Annotated in this window: 15 protein-coding genes and 1 tRNA gene; 9 read left to right on the forward strand and 7 right to left on the reverse strand. The window is 65.7% G+C overall.

Annotated elements, in window-relative coordinates:
- Positions 1-138: 138 nt before the first annotated feature.
- The 5 genes from CRM90_RS17655 to CRM90_RS17675 form a co-directional block, all read right to left on the reverse strand.
- Positions 139-627: a DUF4411 family protein gene (locus tag CRM90_RS17655; RefSeq protein ID WP_102808235.1), complete on the reverse strand. Its 489-nt coding sequence runs from the start codon at positions 625-627 to the stop codon at positions 139-141.
- On the reverse strand, positions 627-1,796 hold the full coding sequence (locus CRM90_RS17660) for an ImmA/IrrE family metallo-endopeptidase (protein ID WP_233209376.1): 1,170 nt from the start codon (positions 1,794-1,796) through the stop codon (positions 627-629). Before CRM90_RS17660 ends, CRM90_RS17655 begins: the two co-directional genes overlap by 1 nt.
- Positions 1,797-1,898: 102 nt before the next feature.
- A complete protein-coding gene (locus CRM90_RS17665; protein ID WP_102808236.1) occupies positions 1,899-2,543 on the reverse strand; it encodes a hypothetical protein in 645 nt (214 codons plus the stop codon).
- A 136-nt stretch (positions 2,544-2,679) separates the two neighbouring features.
- Complete coding sequence (locus CRM90_RS17670; protein WP_102808237.1) at positions 2,680-2,886, reverse strand: hypothetical protein; 207 nt, start codon at positions 2,884-2,886, stop codon at positions 2,680-2,682.
- A 115-nt stretch (positions 2,887-3,001) separates the two neighbouring features.
- A complete protein-coding gene (locus tag CRM90_RS17675) occupies positions 3,002-4,366 on the reverse strand; it encodes a rolling circle replication-associated protein (RefSeq protein ID WP_233209377.1) in 1,365 nt (454 codons plus the stop codon).
- Between the two features lie 336 nt (positions 4,367-4,702).
- Here CRM90_RS17675 and CRM90_RS17680 point away from each other — a divergent pair.
- The 6 genes from CRM90_RS17680 (at position 4,703) to CRM90_RS17705 (ending at position 9,859) form a co-directional block, all read left to right on the forward strand.
- Positions 4,703-4,767 (forward strand) — tRNA-Phe (locus CRM90_RS17680).
- A 136-nt stretch (positions 4,768-4,903) separates the two neighbouring features.
- Positions 4,904-5,674 (forward strand): SDR family NAD(P)-dependent oxidoreductase, encoded by a 771-nt coding sequence (locus tag CRM90_RS17685; RefSeq protein WP_102808239.1) that lies wholly within the window; start codon positions 4,904-4,906, stop codon positions 5,672-5,674.
- On the forward strand, positions 5,671-6,495 hold the full coding sequence (locus CRM90_RS17690; protein WP_102808240.1) for an SDR family NAD(P)-dependent oxidoreductase: 825 nt from the start codon (positions 5,671-5,673) through the stop codon (positions 6,493-6,495). The genes CRM90_RS17685 and CRM90_RS17690 overlap by 4 nt, the downstream gene beginning before the upstream one ends.
- Positions 6,492-7,565, forward strand: a complete 1,074-nt coding sequence (locus tag CRM90_RS17695; protein ID WP_102808241.1) for a phosphotransferase family protein — start codon at positions 6,492-6,494, stop codon at positions 7,563-7,565. Before CRM90_RS17690 ends, CRM90_RS17695 begins: the two co-directional genes overlap by 4 nt.
- Before the next feature lie 21 nt (positions 7,566-7,586).
- Positions 7,587-8,921, forward strand: a complete 1,335-nt coding sequence (locus CRM90_RS17700) for a flavin-containing monooxygenase (RefSeq protein WP_502693285.1) — start codon at positions 7,587-7,589, stop codon at positions 8,919-8,921.
- A complete protein-coding gene (locus CRM90_RS17705) occupies positions 8,918-9,859 on the forward strand; it encodes an alpha/beta hydrolase (RefSeq protein ID WP_102808243.1) in 942 nt (313 codons plus the stop codon). The genes CRM90_RS17700 and CRM90_RS17705 overlap by 4 nt, the downstream gene beginning before the upstream one ends.
- On the opposite strand, the gene CRM90_RS17710 is transcribed toward CRM90_RS17705, so the two are convergent.
- Positions 9,813-10,634, reverse strand: a complete 822-nt coding sequence (locus CRM90_RS17710) for a mycofactocin-coupled SDR family oxidoreductase (RefSeq protein WP_102808244.1) — start codon at positions 10,632-10,634, stop codon at positions 9,813-9,815. The two genes, CRM90_RS17705 and CRM90_RS17710, sit on opposite strands and share 47 nt — an antisense overlap.
- The gene (locus CRM90_RS17715) at positions 10,631-11,806 is read right to left on the reverse strand and encodes an acyl-CoA dehydrogenase family protein (protein ID WP_102808245.1); all 1,176 of its coding nucleotides are present in this window, start codon (positions 11,804-11,806) and stop codon (positions 10,631-10,633) included. The genes CRM90_RS17710 and CRM90_RS17715 overlap by 4 nt, the downstream gene beginning before the upstream one ends.
- Positions 11,807-11,901: 95 nt before the next feature.
- Here CRM90_RS17715 and fabG point away from each other — a divergent pair, with 95 nt between their 5' ends.
- From fabG to CRM90_RS17730, 3 genes are read left to right on the forward strand one after another with little or no spacing between them, the layout of a single operon-like run.
- Positions 11,902-12,642: a 3-oxoacyl-ACP reductase FabG gene (gene fabG, locus CRM90_RS17720; RefSeq protein ID WP_102808246.1), complete on the forward strand. Its 741-nt coding sequence runs from the start codon at positions 11,902-11,904 to the stop codon at positions 12,640-12,642.
- Positions 12,642-13,862 carry an acetyl-CoA C-acetyltransferase gene (locus CRM90_RS17725; RefSeq protein WP_199189933.1) on the forward strand — a complete coding sequence of 407 codons (1,221 nt, stop codon included), beginning with the start codon at positions 12,642-12,644 and terminating at the stop codon, positions 13,860-13,862. Before fabG ends, CRM90_RS17725 begins: the two co-directional genes overlap by 1 nt.
- On the forward strand, positions 13,859-15,052 hold the full coding sequence (locus CRM90_RS17730; RefSeq protein ID WP_102808248.1) for an acyl-CoA dehydrogenase family protein: 1,194 nt from the start codon (positions 13,859-13,861) through the stop codon (positions 15,050-15,052). Before CRM90_RS17725 ends, CRM90_RS17730 begins: the two co-directional genes overlap by 4 nt.

A 15,052-nucleotide genomic window follows, 5' to 3' on the forward strand; every position in this document is an offset into this window, starting at 1 on the left:
CTCGATCGGTCCCGGTCACCCGTGAGAATGTATCGGAAACGTTACATCGAAGTTGGGCATTCGAAGAGATTCCAAGGCTGTATGTCGCGAAGCGGTGACTACGGCGAGGCGAGTCGTCGGGCGGGGACAATCACCAGTTCAGGTGTCTAGTACCAGTTTCGCTCCGGTGCGACGCATCATCTCGAACGGGTCCATATACGTGGCGCCGATCGCAGCGCAGGCGTCGGGAATCTTCACCCGCTTCCGCGAGTTGGGTTCCGGCAATTCGTGGGTCACCAGTACATGGTTGTGGCCGCGTGCGTGGGCCACCAGTTGGTAGTCGGCGTGGTTGCCAGTGAATGCCGCAAGTGCGGCAGGGGTGAACGGGCGAGATGCCGCCCAAGTCGTGAGTGCGGCGAAATGTGCTGTCGTGGCCTGATCAATCCGTTGGAAGAAGGCACTGTTCGCCTTCGCCCACTTCGCCAGTTCATCGTTGCCGTCAACCAACTCCTTGCGGACGGCCTCGATGCTGCCCACCGCCCCGGCGGCATGAGCACCTTCAAGCCACTCCCAGAACCCTGGAGCGATGTCGAAGGCGTAGTAGCGATTCTTCGCGTCGATGAGAACATTCGCATCAACGAGGTACATCAACCGACCCCGATCTCGTCAGCCAGGCGGGCGAAGGTCTCATGCTTCTTGGTCCCGAGCAGGTTGTAGGCATCGCGGAAACTGGTATCGCCCTGATAGGTGCTAGTCACAACCGCGCGGGCGAACTGGCGGCTCAGGCGCAGCGGCTGCGTGTTGTAGTAGTTCCCGCCGGAGTTCTCCCCGCGACGACGCTTCGCCAACTCGATGACCGCATCCCGCTCCGCTTCGTATCGCTCCCGGTAGTCGTCCCATTCGAGGAAGCGTGCATCGAACAGGCGCTTGAGGATCACCAACGTGCTCACCCGGTACCGGCGGGCCAGGCGTGTCAGCTCTTGGGTTGTCGGATCGCCCTGATAGTCGCGGCGGATCGCTGCCAGCGGGACCAAGACCTCGGCGGCGACGTGGTTGCACCACAACTCCTCAGACACACCATCGCGCACCACCATCGCGGCGTCGGACAGGGCGCTCCCGCCGAGCCAGACGTGGCCGAGTTCGTGGATCAGGGTGAAGATCTGCGCGGCCTTGGTGTCGGCGCCATTGACGAAGATCAGCGGAGCGATCGGGTCGGAGAGCGCGAAACCGCGGAACTCCTCCGGGTCCAAGGCGCGGTGCGTGTCACCGCCGACGATGCCGTTCACCATCACGAGCACACCGATTGCCTCGATGCGGTCGATCAGCTGCCGCAGGGCATCGTCGGAATTGGTGAACACGGCACGCTCGGTCAGATCGAAGTCGATGGCCTCGCGGATCGCTCGCGCTGCGTCGGCCACGGGCGTGTCGGTGGTCGCGGAGCCTACGAACTCCAACTGGGGTGCACCGTGATCGAGGGCGTAGTCGCGGTACCACTCCTGTCGGGTCTGACAGATGTAGATCGTGTCCAGCAGGTCAACCGACGGGCGGGGCACCGTGGTGTTGCCGAGCGTGCGCATGTCCGGGATGGGCACCGGCTCGTTCGGCGGTTCAGGTAGGAACAGCAAACCGAACGGCGTATGAGTCGCCTGCGCGAAGCTCTCCAACTGCTTTAGGGTCGGCTGACGCTCACCGCTGATCCACTCGTCGAGCTTCGGGGCGCGGCGCTGCGTGGTCTCGTCGTCCCAGCCGGCACGCTCGACTGCCCACTCCAGGAGGCTGGGGGCGACACTGATGCGTACTACCACGGGGCCCGCCACCTCCTTCCGTGTACGGTTTCAGTGTGCCGTAGCCGGTGGAGCGGGGCGTGTCGACCCCGCCGATGAGATTCGCCGCGGGTAGGTCACTGGTGACGCCGCCGGTCACGACAGCAGCGGTAACGCCGCCTCGATGATCATTTTGCCGGCCTCGGTGCCGGCCGCCGTCGCGATCGCGGTCATCGCCGTCGTGGCCAATGTCTTAAGCCGGCTTGGAGAGGGGGACTCCGCGTTCGACTCGCCGCGGATCTCAGATAGCAATTCCTCGGCGTCAGCACGGACCTCGTTGTCGGTCAGCGCGGGCAGTGCCTGCTCGATCGCGCCGGCAAGGTTGCGGGCCTGCTCGATGGTCTGCTGCACGTTGACGGTTTGTGTGGCGCCGGGACTGTTGAAGGCGATGGCGACACCGCTGCTGCCCTTGATGTGCAGGTACGGATTCTGCACCTCGGCGACACCAGGGAGGTCGCGTACCGACTTGCCCGACGCGGCGTACTTCTCGCCGTAGGGGGTCAAGTGTGGCCGGAGAACGATCCTCTGCATGGTGCCGGTGCCGTCGACGTAGCCCTCCTCCATGAGCCACTCCAGTGCGGCGTTCAATTCCTCCCGGGTTACCTCGGTGTCAGACCAGGAAGTCGCCTCCATGAAGGCCGCAGGTTTCGCGTCGGCGATGGCGGCTCCTTCGATTCGCAACTCGTACAGCCACGCGAGCACTCCATCCCGAAGATTCCACAGACGCTCGGCCTTGTTCATACGGTCCTCCTCCGCTTGGATCGGGGCCCAGGGTAACTGCGGGGTCCGACAGATGAGCCGCGGCCGCACTGCTCTGTACGAGTGCTCATACTCGACTCTTGTGGTCGACACGGATTCTTCGATCTTCCTCGGGAGGCTACAGAAGTGGTGTAAACCGCAGCGTCATGACTTCCTCGTTTGACAGCAGCGCCCAACTCCCTTTCACCGGGTCGCCGTTGTCTCGCATCACTTTTGCCGCATCGAGAAGTGCCGTGTTGAGGTTGGCGGCGAGCAGTGCCGTCCGACCTTTGTCGTCATAGAGCCCCCACCCTGTGGAGGTGTCGCTTAGCAGATATGTCACCATGGCGAGAATCTACTGGACCACATCGACATGCTCCCCAACGCGAACTAATCGTAGGTAACTCGTTCGACGCCAGCAGCTTTCAGCAACTGGTTCCGTGCTTCACATGTTCCTGGAATCAGGTGCGCGGGATCGCGATGCTCGCGGCCAGGGAGGAAGCGAACGCTGGACCGTCGTTCACGAGGGCGTATCCGCCGGCCAACCCGCCTTGGCCGCACAGTTTTCGTCGTCGCCGAACACGCCGATACCCCACGACACCCGTCTCACAGTCGACGCGCGGGACCAGGACTGTGGCCGTGCGCGGCACCACGGCGGTGGGGAAGCGGCTGGATGAATCGCCGTACACCGCCTGGCTGCGAGACCAGCGCCGCACGATCCGGCGAGCTGTGAAGTAGGCGTCCTGGGCAACCTCTACAACGGCAATTGCTTTTTTGAGTCCGTATACACCCCAGAACCGGCCGGGCCCACATCCGGGCTGCTGCCATAGTTCGGGCACGATGTGCTGATATTCCTTGTTGCCGTGCAGGTTTGGTGATGAGTGTTTGGTGAAGTAGATGGCCAGGCGTTTCGGGTCGCAGGCTCTCAGTCCGTTGCGCACGTCGATGGCGGTTCCAGCGAGCCGATGCCGCGCCTTCTGCACCGGATCGGGATGATCGACAACGTCAGCCCACGCGTCGGACAGCCACTGCGCGAAGCCCCGACCTGATCGGCCCGGTGATATGGGTGGCGCCATCCATAGGTGGATGTGCGGTGCGCCGCGCCGTTGGAATTCTAGTTTCCAGATGTAGCGGGCCTGCTCTCCGTATTCACGTTGGAATCGTTTGCGCCACAACACCATATGTCGCTTCACGCTGGCCCCATCCGGTGCGACGATCTCCCAGTCGCCGGGGTAGGTGAGGGTGATCATCGCCGGGACGCGGCCGGACTCCACGAGCGGGCTGTAGTCGAGTTCGGCGAAGGTGCGGCACATCGTGGACCGCGATTTGCGGGACCACTCGATAATGGCACCACCAAAATCGCGCTGGTCGTCTCCCGTAGGACTCCGTCGTGTCGAGGACGCGGCGGCCTGATCACCGTCTCCGGCTGTGAGGGCGAGGTCATGTTTGACTTGAAGCTTGGCGTCGTCGACGTCACGTTGGTGATGGCCCACGGCCCGTTCTGCGGCTTTCTCTATCCGGACGGGATTGGTCCACCCGAGTCGCACGACACCAGGGCCTATGGTGATGCGGAAGCGTCCGGATTCAGGTTCGACACCGCGGCGCCCAGGACCAGAAGCCCACGGTGCTGCCGGTTCGAACAGTGCCGCAGCTGCGGTGACCGTCTCGGGGCTCGGGAACCGCAGCCCCAATGCGTCGATCGCTCGCAGGTCTCCGGTCGTGATCCCGTCGTTGGCCGGGGCGCGGACATTTTCGGCACATATAACAAGCCCGCCGGCCGTGGGCGGGGTGAGGCCCGGTGCCTCGGTCGACGTCCGGCCGACCACTGTCGCTCTCGCGCCCTGCGGCCTGGCGGCCTCGGGCGCTCGCGACCTCCCGTCAACCGAGGCGCCGGCAGAACTCTGCCGAACTGCGGGATGTTGTGATGCCGATGTCGAGCCCTGCGTCGAGGGTGTCGATTCGGTGGCTGATGATGCGATGCTGGGCATCGGGGTGCCTGCTCCCCGGAGCCCCCGAGGCTGCTCACAACGCAAGCGGCAGTACGGAAGCTCCTGGTCGGGAGTGCAAGCACCGTGTCCGGTTTATGTCCGTTCGTCGGACAGGCTGAAAGCGTCAGCCCTGCTCAATGCGGCGCATACGACGCACAGGCGCAGATAAACCGCAGGTTAGTAGCTATCCCGTCCGCCTGAAAAGCGGAAGGTCGCCGGTTCGATCCCGGCCCTGGCCACTCAGTTTTCTTCGGCCCCGTTGCTGGGCTGTTCCTCGTCATCGGCTCCGGGAAGCCGCCCTACCGCGGCTCTTGCCGTATCGCTTACAGTAGACACGACTTGAGCGACCCCGCACGAGCGTCCACAGGAGGCCGAGTGTCGGAAAAAGCAGCGCAGCGGGCAGTTGTCGTAGGCGGCGCATCGGGCATCGGCTGGGCGGTTGCGCGGGGATTGGCTGCCACCGGGCGACAGGTGACGATCGCCGACCGCAACGCCGACGGGGCCGCGCAGCGCGCCGCCGAACTCGGTGCACCGCATGACGCCACCGGCGTGGATGTCACCGACGAAGCAAGTGTCGCAGCGCTGTTCGAGGGCGTCGGAGCCGTCGACATCGTGGTGAACACCGCCGGATTCGGCGGCTTCGGCCGCATCACCGAGCTGGCCGTCGAGGATTTCCGCGCCATCGTCGACTGCTGCCTCACCGGTGCTTTCATCGTGATGAAGCACGCCGGACGCCACCTGCGCGAGGGCGGTTCGCTGGTCTCGATCACCTCACTCAACGCCCGGCTCGCCGCGCCGGGCATGAGCGCCTACTGCTCGGCCAAAGCCGGACTGGCCATGCTGACCCAGGTGGCCGCGCTCGAGATGGGCCCGCGCGGCATCCGGGTCAACGCCGTGTCGCCCGGCTTTGTCCACACCCCGCTGACCGAACTGGTGACCATGGCCGACGGCGTCCTCGAGGACTACCTCGAGAACACCCCGCTCGGCCGGGTCGGTGTTCCCGAAGATGTCGCCGAGGCGGTGCTGTTCCTCTGCTCGGACCAGGCCTCCTGGCTCACCGGCGAGGTTGTGGACCTCAACGGCGGCGCTCACCTCAAGCGCTATCCCGACGTGCTCGCCCACGTCGACCGAATGGCCTCGGCGTGACGTCGTTCGTCGGCAAGCAGGGGATCGTCACCGGCGCAGGCTCGGGAATCGGTGCGGCACTGTGCCGGGCGCTGGCCGATGCCGGAGCCGACGTGCTGTGCACCGACATCGACGGCGCAGCCGCCGAACGCACCGCCGCCTCGTTGAGCAAGCGGGGGACCGCGCGGCAACTCGACGTCACCGACGCCACCGCCGTGCAGCAGGTGGTCGATGGCGCCGTCGAGCGCACCGGCCGAATCGACCTGCTGTTCAACAACGCAGGCATCACCTGGGGCGGCGACACCGAACTGCTCACCCTGGATCAGTGGAACAGCATCATCGACGTGAACATCCGCGGTGTCGTGCACGGGGTGCACGCCGCCTACCCGCAGATGGTCCGCCAGCGCAGCGGCCACATCATCAACACCGCATCGATGGCGGGTCTGGCCGCCGCCGGCCGGATCACCAGCTACGTGATGACAAAGCACGCCGTCGTCGGCCTGTCGCTGGCACTGCGCACCGAAGCCCTCGGCCACGGGGTCGGCGTGCTGGCCATCTGCCCGACCGCGGTGGACACCCCGATTCTCGACAAGGGCTGGCTCGGCGACTTCAACGGCCGCGAGTTCTACCGAATGGGCCAGCGCAATGAGACTTTCTATAGCCCGGACCGGCTGGCCGCCGATACGCTGCGGGCCATCGAACGCAACAAGGCCCTCCTGGTCGCACCTCGTCAGGCCCGCGCGGCATGGCTTTTCGCGCGTCTTGCACCCGGCTTGCTCAACCGGATGGCTGTGCGCTTCGTCGACCGACAACGCTCCGACGGAAGGCAGCCCACACCATGAGCGCCGCGACCACGATCCCTCGCTATCCCTCCGACGTCACCAGCGACTGGCTGACCGGCGTCCTGCGCGGTTCCGGCTCAGTGGCCGACGTCGACGCCGTCGAGGTGACGCCGGTGGGCACCGGTCAGACGGGCGCGACGTTCCGCCTCGCGGCCACCTATGCCGACAACCCGGACAACCTGCCCGCCAGCTTCATCCTGAAACTGCCCGCCAACGACGACGCGGTCCGGGACCGGGTCACACTGGGCTACCGCAGCGAGTGCGCGTTCTATCAGTCCGTTGCCGAGCTGGTGACCATCCCGATCCCGCAGTGCTACCACGTCGAGATCGCCGACGACGGAGCAAGTTACGCCCTTTTGCTCGCCGATCAGGCACCGGCGGTGCAGGGCGACCAGATCGCCGGGTGTGACCTGCCCGAGGCCCGCCTGGCGGTGCGCGCCCTGGCCGGTCTGCACGGGCCGACCTGGTGTGACGAACGTTGGCAGACGTTCCCCGGCCTGGCGATGTCGGTCGTCGGGGAGGATGCCATCCGGGGTCTCGGTGACATCTCGAAAATGGCCGCCGGCATCACCATCGAGAAGCTCGGGTCCAGGCTGAGCACCCAGGACGCCGAAACATTGGTGGCAGCAATGGATCTGGTGACACCGTGGCTGCTGAACGCGCCGGACCGGTTCGCGCTGCTGCACGGTGACTACCGGCTGGACAACCTGCTCTTCGACGGCGACCGGGTCAGCGTCGTCGACTGGCAGACCCTCGGAGTGGGATTGGCGGGGCGCGACCTGGCGTACTTCACCGGGACCAGCCTGGAACCGGCGCTGCGGGCCGAGGCCGAGGGGGACCTGGTCGCGGAGTATCACCGGGCCCTGCTCGATACCGGGGTCGCCGACTACGACGCGGCCACCTGCTGGCACGACTACCTTCTGGGGATGATCCAGGTTCCGCTGATCTCCGCGCTCGGCTGTGCGTTCGCGGTGGAAACCGAACGCGGCGACGACATGATGGCCGCGATGCTGCGTCGGGGCTGCGCGGCCATCCGCGACCTGGGCACATTAGAGCTCGTCACAGGCTAGGAGTACACGTTGGGCGGATCCATGCCGCGCACCGCCATCATCGGCGCGGGCGTCAGCGGGCTGACCTCGGGCAAAATGCTCAAGGACTACGGCGTTCCCTACACCACCTTCGAATTGTCCGACCGCATCGGCGGCAACTGGGCCTTCGCCAACCCCAATGGATTGAGCAGCGCCTACCGGTCGCTGCACATCGACACCTCCAAACAACGATTGTCGTTCCGGGACTTCCCGATTCCCGAACACTTCCCGTCGTTCCCGCACCACAGCGATATCAAGACCTACCTCGACTCCTACGCCGACACCTTCGGGCTGGAAGAGAACATCGAGTTCAACAACGGCGTCGCACACGCCGGCCTGAACTCCGACGGCCGCTGGGACATCACCGACCAGAAAGGCCAGACGCGGGAGTTCGACCTGCTGGTCGTCGGCAACGGCCACCACTGGGACGCCCGCTTTCCGGACTTCCCCGGTGAATTCACCGGCGAGACAATCCATTCGCACCACTACATCGATCCGCAGACCCCGCTGAATCTGACCGGCAAACGAATCCTGGTGGTCGGCATCGGCAACAGCGCTGCCGATATCACCGTCGAGTTGTCGTCTCGGACCTTGCAGAACACGGTGACGCTGTCGACCCGCTCGAGCGCCTGGATCGTACCCAAGTACATCGCCGGGCGCCCGGGTGACAGCGTCTGGCAGACATCGCCCTACATTCCGTTGTCCTGGCAGCGCAAGGCCGTTCAGCTGCTGGCGCCCGCGATGGGCATCAACCCTGAGCTGTACGGACTGCCCGCCCCGAACCACAAGCTGTTCGAGGCGCATCCCACGCAATCGGTGGAACTCCCGCTGCGGCTCGGGTCCGGTGACGTCATCCCGAAGCCCAACGTGAGCCGCCTCGACGGCGACACCGTCCACTTCGACGACGGCACCAGCGGGGTGTTCGACGTGATCGTGTACGCCACCGGCTACAACATCACGTTCCCGTTCTTCGATTCTGAGTTCATCAGCGCACCGGACAACGCCATCCGCCTGTACAAGCGAATGTTCAAGCCGGGTATGGACAATCTGGTGTTCATCGGCTTCGCCCAGGCGGTGCCGACGCTGTTTCCGTTCATCGAATGCCAAGCGAAGCTGCTGGCCGCCTACGCGGTGGGGCGCTATGCTCTGCCACCGGCCGCCGAGATGGAACGGGTGATCGACGCCGATCAGAAGCTCTACGTGGGGCATTGCACCGACCGCCCGCGGCACACCCAGCAGGTCGACTACTTCCACTACGACCACGACATCCGCACCAGGGAACTACCTGCCGGCATGAAGCGTGCCGAACTGGCGCGTCGCCGAAGGGTCGCCGTATGACCCGCGCCGACGTCACCTTCGATTCGTCCGGCGTTCGCTGCAGCGCATGGCATTTCCCCGGCGAGGGGGATTCTTTCACCGGCCCGGCCGGGCGCCCGGTGGTGGTGATGGGCCACGGCTTCGGGGGAACCAAGGACTCCGGGCTGGAGCCGTTCTCCGAGCAGATCAGCGCCGCAGGCGCGGGCGTACTGGCTTTCGACTACCGAGGCTTCGGCGCGTCGGAAGGTGAACCCCGGCAGACGGTTTCGGTTGCCGGGCAGATCGCCGACTTCGAGGCGGCGATCGCCGCGGCCAAGCGGTTGCCTGGCGTCGACCCGAATCGCATTGTGCTGTGGGGATCGTCGATGTCGGGTGGCCATGTGATCCGGGTGGCCGCCGACCACACCGACGTCGCGGGGGTGATCGCGATGACGCCCTTGACCAGCGGCGTGGCCGTCAGTCGTGCGGCCGTCGAACACCGCGATGTCGGGCAGGCGTTGAAATGGACGGCGGTGGGCCTCAAGAGCCGAATCGACGTGTCACGCGGCCGCCGTCCGACGCTGATGCCCCTGGTCGGCCGTCCCGGTGAGCCGGGAGCCCTGGCCTTGGACGGAGCCTACGAGAGCTACACCGCGATGGCTGGTCCGACCTGGCGCAACGAGGTCGACTCCGCGGTGGGTCTGCAGATCGCGTCGATCCGAACGGCGGACGCCGCCAAGCGATTACGGTGTCCGCTGCTGGTGCAGGTCGCCGACTTCGACCGCTACGTGCCTGCTGAATCGGTGGTCAAGACCGCGGTGCTCGGCCGGGGACAGGTGCATCACTATCCGTGCGATCATTTCGACGTGTGGCCCGGGCACGACTGGTTCGAGAAGGCCGTCGGTGACCAGGTGGCCTTCCTGACTCGTACCCTCAGTACTTCGTCGAGCCCTGATCTACTGAAATCGCCTCAGCAGTAATCAGTTTCGCATCGTCGCTGGCCAGGAAGCAGACCGTGTCGGCGATGTCCTCCGGCTCGGCGATGTAGATGGGCAGGAACGGCAGCATCATGTTCTGCAGCGCCGGGTTGGTCTCCATCGCCTTGCCCAGTTCGGCCACCATGTCGCCGGTGCCCATGTCGGTGTTCACCGGTCCCGGGTGAACGCTGTTGACCCTGATGTTGTGCTTGCCGAGTTCGGCGGCGAACGCCCTGGCCATCCCGGTGACGGCGTGCTTGCTTGCGGTGTAGTGCACCATGAACGGCTGCAGCTTGATCCCGGCCGCCGAGCTGATCAGGATGATGGAACCTCCGGAGCCACCTTCCACGATCGAGGGCGCGCCAGCCATCACGGTGTTCCACGTACCGGTCACGTTGACGTCCATGACATCCCGGAAGGCTTCCGGGGTGATCTGGTCCCACGCAGCAGGCGAGGTGATGCCCGCGTTCGCGACGATGATGTCGAGCCGGCCGAGTCTGGCCACGCCGTCTCGCACGGCGTCTTTGAGCCCATCGAGATCGCGGGTATCCACCACCGCCGACACGATCCGCTGTCCCGTGGCTTCGACCAGGCGCACGGTCTCGGCCAGGTCCTCCGGGGTGGCCGGGTTGTACGGAACGCAGTCGGGCAGCTTGCCTGCGATGTCGACGGCGATGATGTCGGCGCCCTCGCCGGCCATCTTCACCGCGTGCGCGCGGCCCTGTCCGCGGGCGGCTCCGGTGACGAATGCGACCTTGCCGCTGAGCTTTCCCGTCATGCTTTGCGCTGCGCTTCCTTGACTAGTCCGCCGCCCACGATGAGGCGCTGAATCTCGCTGGTGCCCTCGTACAGCCGTAACAGCCGGACCTCGCGATAAATCCGCTCGACGGGCACACCGCGCATGTATCCGGCGCCGCCGTGTACCTGGACCGCGAGATCGGCTACGTTGCCTGCCATTTCGGTACAGAAGAGCTTCGCCACCGAGGGCGCGATCCTGCGGTCTTCGTCGTCCACCCATTTGCGTGCGGCGTCCCGCACGAGTGCGCGTCCGGCCATCACCCCGGTCTGCTGGTCGGCGAGCATCGCCTGCACCAGTTGGAAACTGCCGATCGGTGTGCCGCCCTGGGTCGCAGTTGCCGCGTAGCTGACGGACTCGTCGAGCGCGCGCTGGGCGGAACCGACTGCCAGCGCGGCGATGTGGATACGGCCGCGGGCCAATGAGGTCATCGCCGCGCGGTAACCGATGTCCTCACTGCCGCCGATCAGGGTGTCGTCACCGACCCTCACGTCGGTGAAGTTCACGTCGGAGGTCCACGCGCCCTCCTGACCCATCTTGGCGTCCTTGACCCCGATCTCGACGCCCGGCGTATCCGCCGGGACCAGGAAGACCGCGATCCCGGCGCCGTTGTCGTCGGCGGGCCGGGTCCGGGCGAACACGATGAACAGGTTCGCCACCGGGGCGTTGGTGATGTATTGCTTACGGCCGTTGATCACCCAGCTGTCGCCGTCCCGAACGGCTTTCGTCTTCAGGCCGGAGGGGTTGGATCCGGCGCCCGGCTCGGTCAGCGCGAACGACGCGACCACGTCGCCGGAGGCGATCGGCTCCAGCCAGCGCGACTTCTGCTCGTCGGTGCCGAATCCGACGAGGACCTGCCCGGCTATCCCGTTGTTGGTGCCGAACATCGACCGCAGCGCCAGGCTGGTGTAGCCCAGTTCCATGGCGAGCTCGACATCCTGGGCGATGTTCAGGCCGAGCCCGCCCCATTCCTGCGGGATGGCGTAGCCGAACAGACCCATCGCTTTGGCCTGGTCGCGCAGGTCGTCGGGCACCTTGTCCTCGGCGAGGATCTCGGCCTCGCGTGGGACCACGGCGGTACGCACGAATTGCCGGGTCTGGGCCAGGATCTCGCGGAAGTCGTCGTCGCTGACGTCGGTCGTCGGGCCGGTCATCAGGCTCCTTGGGTCGGGGGCGCTGCCTGGCGCGATCATATATGAAATATGATATTGCCCATTCGGGGGTCCGTTCGAGGAACATAGGAGTTCACATGTCGCTGCTTGCCGGCCAGACCGCGGTCATCACCGGTGGAGCGCAAGGCCTCGGCTTTGCGATCGCGGAGCAGTTCATCGCCGAAGGCGCCCGCGTCATACTCGGTGACCTCAATCTCGAGGCCACCGAGGAGGCGGTCACCAAACTCGGTGGTGCCGACGTCGCCCGTGCGGTGCAGTGCAACGTCACCTCGTATGCCGACGTCGACGCACTCGTCGATGCCGCCGTCGAACAGTTCGGCCGCTTCGACATCATGGTGAACAATGCCGGAATCACTCGCGACGCGACGCTGCGCAAGATGACCGAAGACGAGTTCGACCAGGTGATCTCGGTACATCTGAAGGGCACCTGGAACGGGCTGAAGAAGGCGTCGACGGTGATGCGTGAGCAGAGGAGCGGCGCGATCGTGAACATGTCGTCGATCTCCGGCAAGGTGGGCATGATCGGGCAGACCAACTACTCGGCGGCCAAGGCCGGCATCGTCGGAATGACCAAGGCGGCCTCCAAGGAACTGGCCCATCTCGGGGTGCGGGTCAACGCCATCCAGCCCGGATTGATCCGGTCGGCGATGACCGAGGCCATGCCGCAACGCATTTGGGATTCCAAGGTGGCCGAGGTGCCGATGGGGCGTGCGGGTGAGCCGTCCGAGGTCGCCAAGGTGGCGCTGTTCCTGGCGTCTGACCTGTCGTCGTACATGACCGGAACGGTCCTCGAGGTCACCGGCGGACGGCACCTCTGATGCCCAGAACCGCCGTGATCTGTGAGCCGGTCCGCACGCCGATCGGCCGCTACGGCGGCATGTTCGCCTCCCTGACGGCTGTCGACCTCGGGGTGGCCGCGCTCAACGGTCTGCTGGCTCGCACCGGCATCGCGCCGGACGCCGTCGAGGACGTGATCCTCGGCCACTGTTATCCGAACAGCGAGGCGCCGGCGATCGGCCGCGTCGTCGCACTCGACGCCGGCCTGCCGGTGAGTGTGCCCGGTATGCAGGTGGACCGGCGCTGCGGTTCGGGTCTGCAGGCCGTGATTCAGGCTTGTCTCCAAGTCGCTTCGGGTGACAACGATCTCGTCGTGGCCGGCGGCGCGGAGAGCATGAGCAATGTCGCTTTCTACTCGACCGATATGCGGTGGGGTGGCGGCCGCACCGGGGTGCAGGTGCACGACGGTCTGGCCCGCGGGCGCACGACGGCCGGCGGCAAGCACCATCCGGTGCCGGGTGGCATGCTCGAGACCGCCGAGAACCTGCGCCGCGAGTACTGCATTTCCCGCCAGGAGCAGGACGAGCTGGCGGTGGCGTCCCATCAGCGCGCGGTCACCGCGCAGAAGGACGGCATCCTGGCCGAGGAGATCATTCCGGTCACGGTCACCGGTCGCCGCGGTGAGGACGTGATCGACACCGATGAGCATCCCCGCGCCGACACGACTCTCGAATCACTGGGCAAGCTCAAACCGGTTCTGCTGAAGCAGGATCCGGAGGCCACTGTCACCGCGGGCAACTCCAGCGGGCAGAACGACGCCGCGTCGATGTGCATCGTGACCACGCCGGAGAAGGCCGCCGAACTGGGTCTGACTCCGCTGGTGCGGCTGGTGTCGTGGGCGTCGGCGGGGGTGGGACCCGAGGTGATGGGCATCGGTCCGGTGCCTGCCACCGAGGCGGCGTTGGCCAAAGCCGGTGTGACGCTGGGTGACATCGACCTCATCGAACTCAACGAGGCTTTCGCCGCCCAGGCGTTGGCCTGCATGAAGGCCTGGAACTTCACCGCTGCCGACCATGAGCGCACCAACGTCCACGGCTCGGGGATCTCGCTCGGGCATCCGGTTGGCGCAACTGGTGGCCGGATGCTCGCCACGCTGGCCCGTGAACTGCACCGGCGCGACGCGCGCTACGGCCTGGAAACGATGTGCATCGGCGGTGGCCAGGGCCTGGCCGCGGTGTTCGAAAGGGTGGACGCACGATGACCCGTATCGCTCAGACCCTCGGCCTGACCGAGGTTCAGTCCGAAATCATCTCCACCGTGCGGCAATTCGTCGACAAGGAGATCATTCCCAATGCCCAGGAGCTGGAGCACGCCGACACCTACCCGCAGGCCATCGTCGATCAGATGCGGGAGATGGGCCTGTTCGGGCTGATGATCCCCGAGGAGTACGGCGGGCTGGGGGAGTCGCTGCTCACCTACGCGCTGTGCGTCGAGGAACTGGCCCGCGGCTGGATGAGCGTCTCCGGGGTGATCAACACCCACTTCATCGTGGCCTACATGATCCGCCAGCACGGCACCGACGAACAGAAGCAGCGTTTCCTGCCAAGGATGGCCACCGGCGAGATCCGGGGTGCCTTCTCGATGTCGGAGCCCGAGCTGGGTTCCGATGTCGCCGCGATCCGGACCAAGGCGAAGAACAACGGCGACGGCACCTACACCATCGACGGCCAGAAGATGTGGCTGACCAACGGCGGCAGCTCGACTCTGGTCGCCGCGCTGGTGCGCACCGATGAGGGAGCCGACAAGCCGCACCGCAACCTGACGGCGTTCCTGATCGAAAAGCCCTCCGGTTTCGGCGAAGTCGCGCCGGGCCTGACGATCCCCGGCAAGCTCGACAAGCTCGGCTACAAGGGCATCGACACCACCGAGCTGATCTTCGACGGCTACGTCGCCGGCGCTGACGACGTTCTGGGCGCCAAGCCCGGGCACGGCTTCTTCCAGATGATGGACGGTGTCGAGGTCGGCCGGGTCAATGTGTCGGCCCGCGCCTGCGGTGTGGGCATCCGCGCGTTCGAGCTGGCCGTCCGGTATGCCCAGCAGCGCAGCACGTTCGGCAAACCGATCGCCGAACATCAGGCCATCGCGTTCCAACTGGCCGAGATGGCCACCAAAGTGGAGGCCGCGCATCTGATGATGGTGAACGCCGCGCGGCTGAAGGACTCCGGGGAGCGCAACGACGTCGCGGCCGGGATGGCGAAATATCTCGCGAGCGAATTCTGCGCGGAGGTCACTCAGCAGAGCTTCCGCATCCACGGCGGTTACGGGTACTCCAAGGAGTACGAGATCGAGCGGTTGATGCGCGACGCGCCGTTCCTGCTCATCGGCGAGGGCACCAGCGAAATCCAGAAGAACATCATCAGCAAGCGGCTACTGGCCGACTACCGGATTTGA

The sequence above is a fragment of the Mycobacterium sp. ENV421 genome (genome assembly GCF_002887815.1).
Lineage (GTDB): Bacteria > Actinomycetota > Actinomycetes > Mycobacteriales > Mycobacteriaceae > Mycobacterium.

Coding starts and splice junctions, on each gene's coding strand:
- CRM90_RS17655 (WP_102808235.1), bottom strand. CDS start 627: ATGTACCTCGTTGATGCGAATGTTCTCATCGACGCGAAGAATCGCTAC.
- CRM90_RS17665 (WP_102808236.1), bottom strand. CDS start 2,543: ATGAACAAGGCCGAGCGTCTGTGGAATCTTCGGGATGGAGTGCTCGCG.
- CRM90_RS17670 (WP_102808237.1), bottom strand. CDS start 2,886: ATGGTGACATATCTGCTAAGCGACACCTCCACAGGGTGGGGGCTCTAT.
- CRM90_RS17695 (WP_102808241.1), top strand. CDS start 6,492: ATGAGCGCCGCGACCACGATCCCTCGCTATCCCTCCGACGTCACCAGC.
- CRM90_RS17700 (WP_502693285.1), top strand. CDS start 7,587: ATGCCGCGCACCGCCATCATCGGCGCGGGCGTCAGCGGGCTGACCTCG.
- CRM90_RS17705 (WP_102808243.1), top strand. CDS start 8,918: ATGACCCGCGCCGACGTCACCTTCGATTCGTCCGGCGTTCGCTGCAGC.
- CRM90_RS17710 (WP_102808244.1), bottom strand. CDS start 10,634: ATGACGGGAAAGCTCAGCGGCAAGGTCGCATTCGTCACCGGAGCCGCC.
- CRM90_RS17715 (WP_102808245.1), bottom strand. CDS start 11,806: ATGACCGGCCCGACGACCGACGTCAGCGACGACGACTTCCGCGAGATC.
- fabG (WP_102808246.1), top strand. CDS start 11,902: ATGTCGCTGCTTGCCGGCCAGACCGCGGTCATCACCGGTGGAGCGCAA.
- CRM90_RS17725 (WP_199189933.1), top strand. CDS start 12,642: ATGCCCAGAACCGCCGTGATCTGTGAGCCGGTCCGCACGCCGATCGGC.
- CRM90_RS17730 (WP_102808248.1), top strand. CDS start 13,859: ATGACCCGTATCGCTCAGACCCTCGGCCTGACCGAGGTTCAGTCCGAA.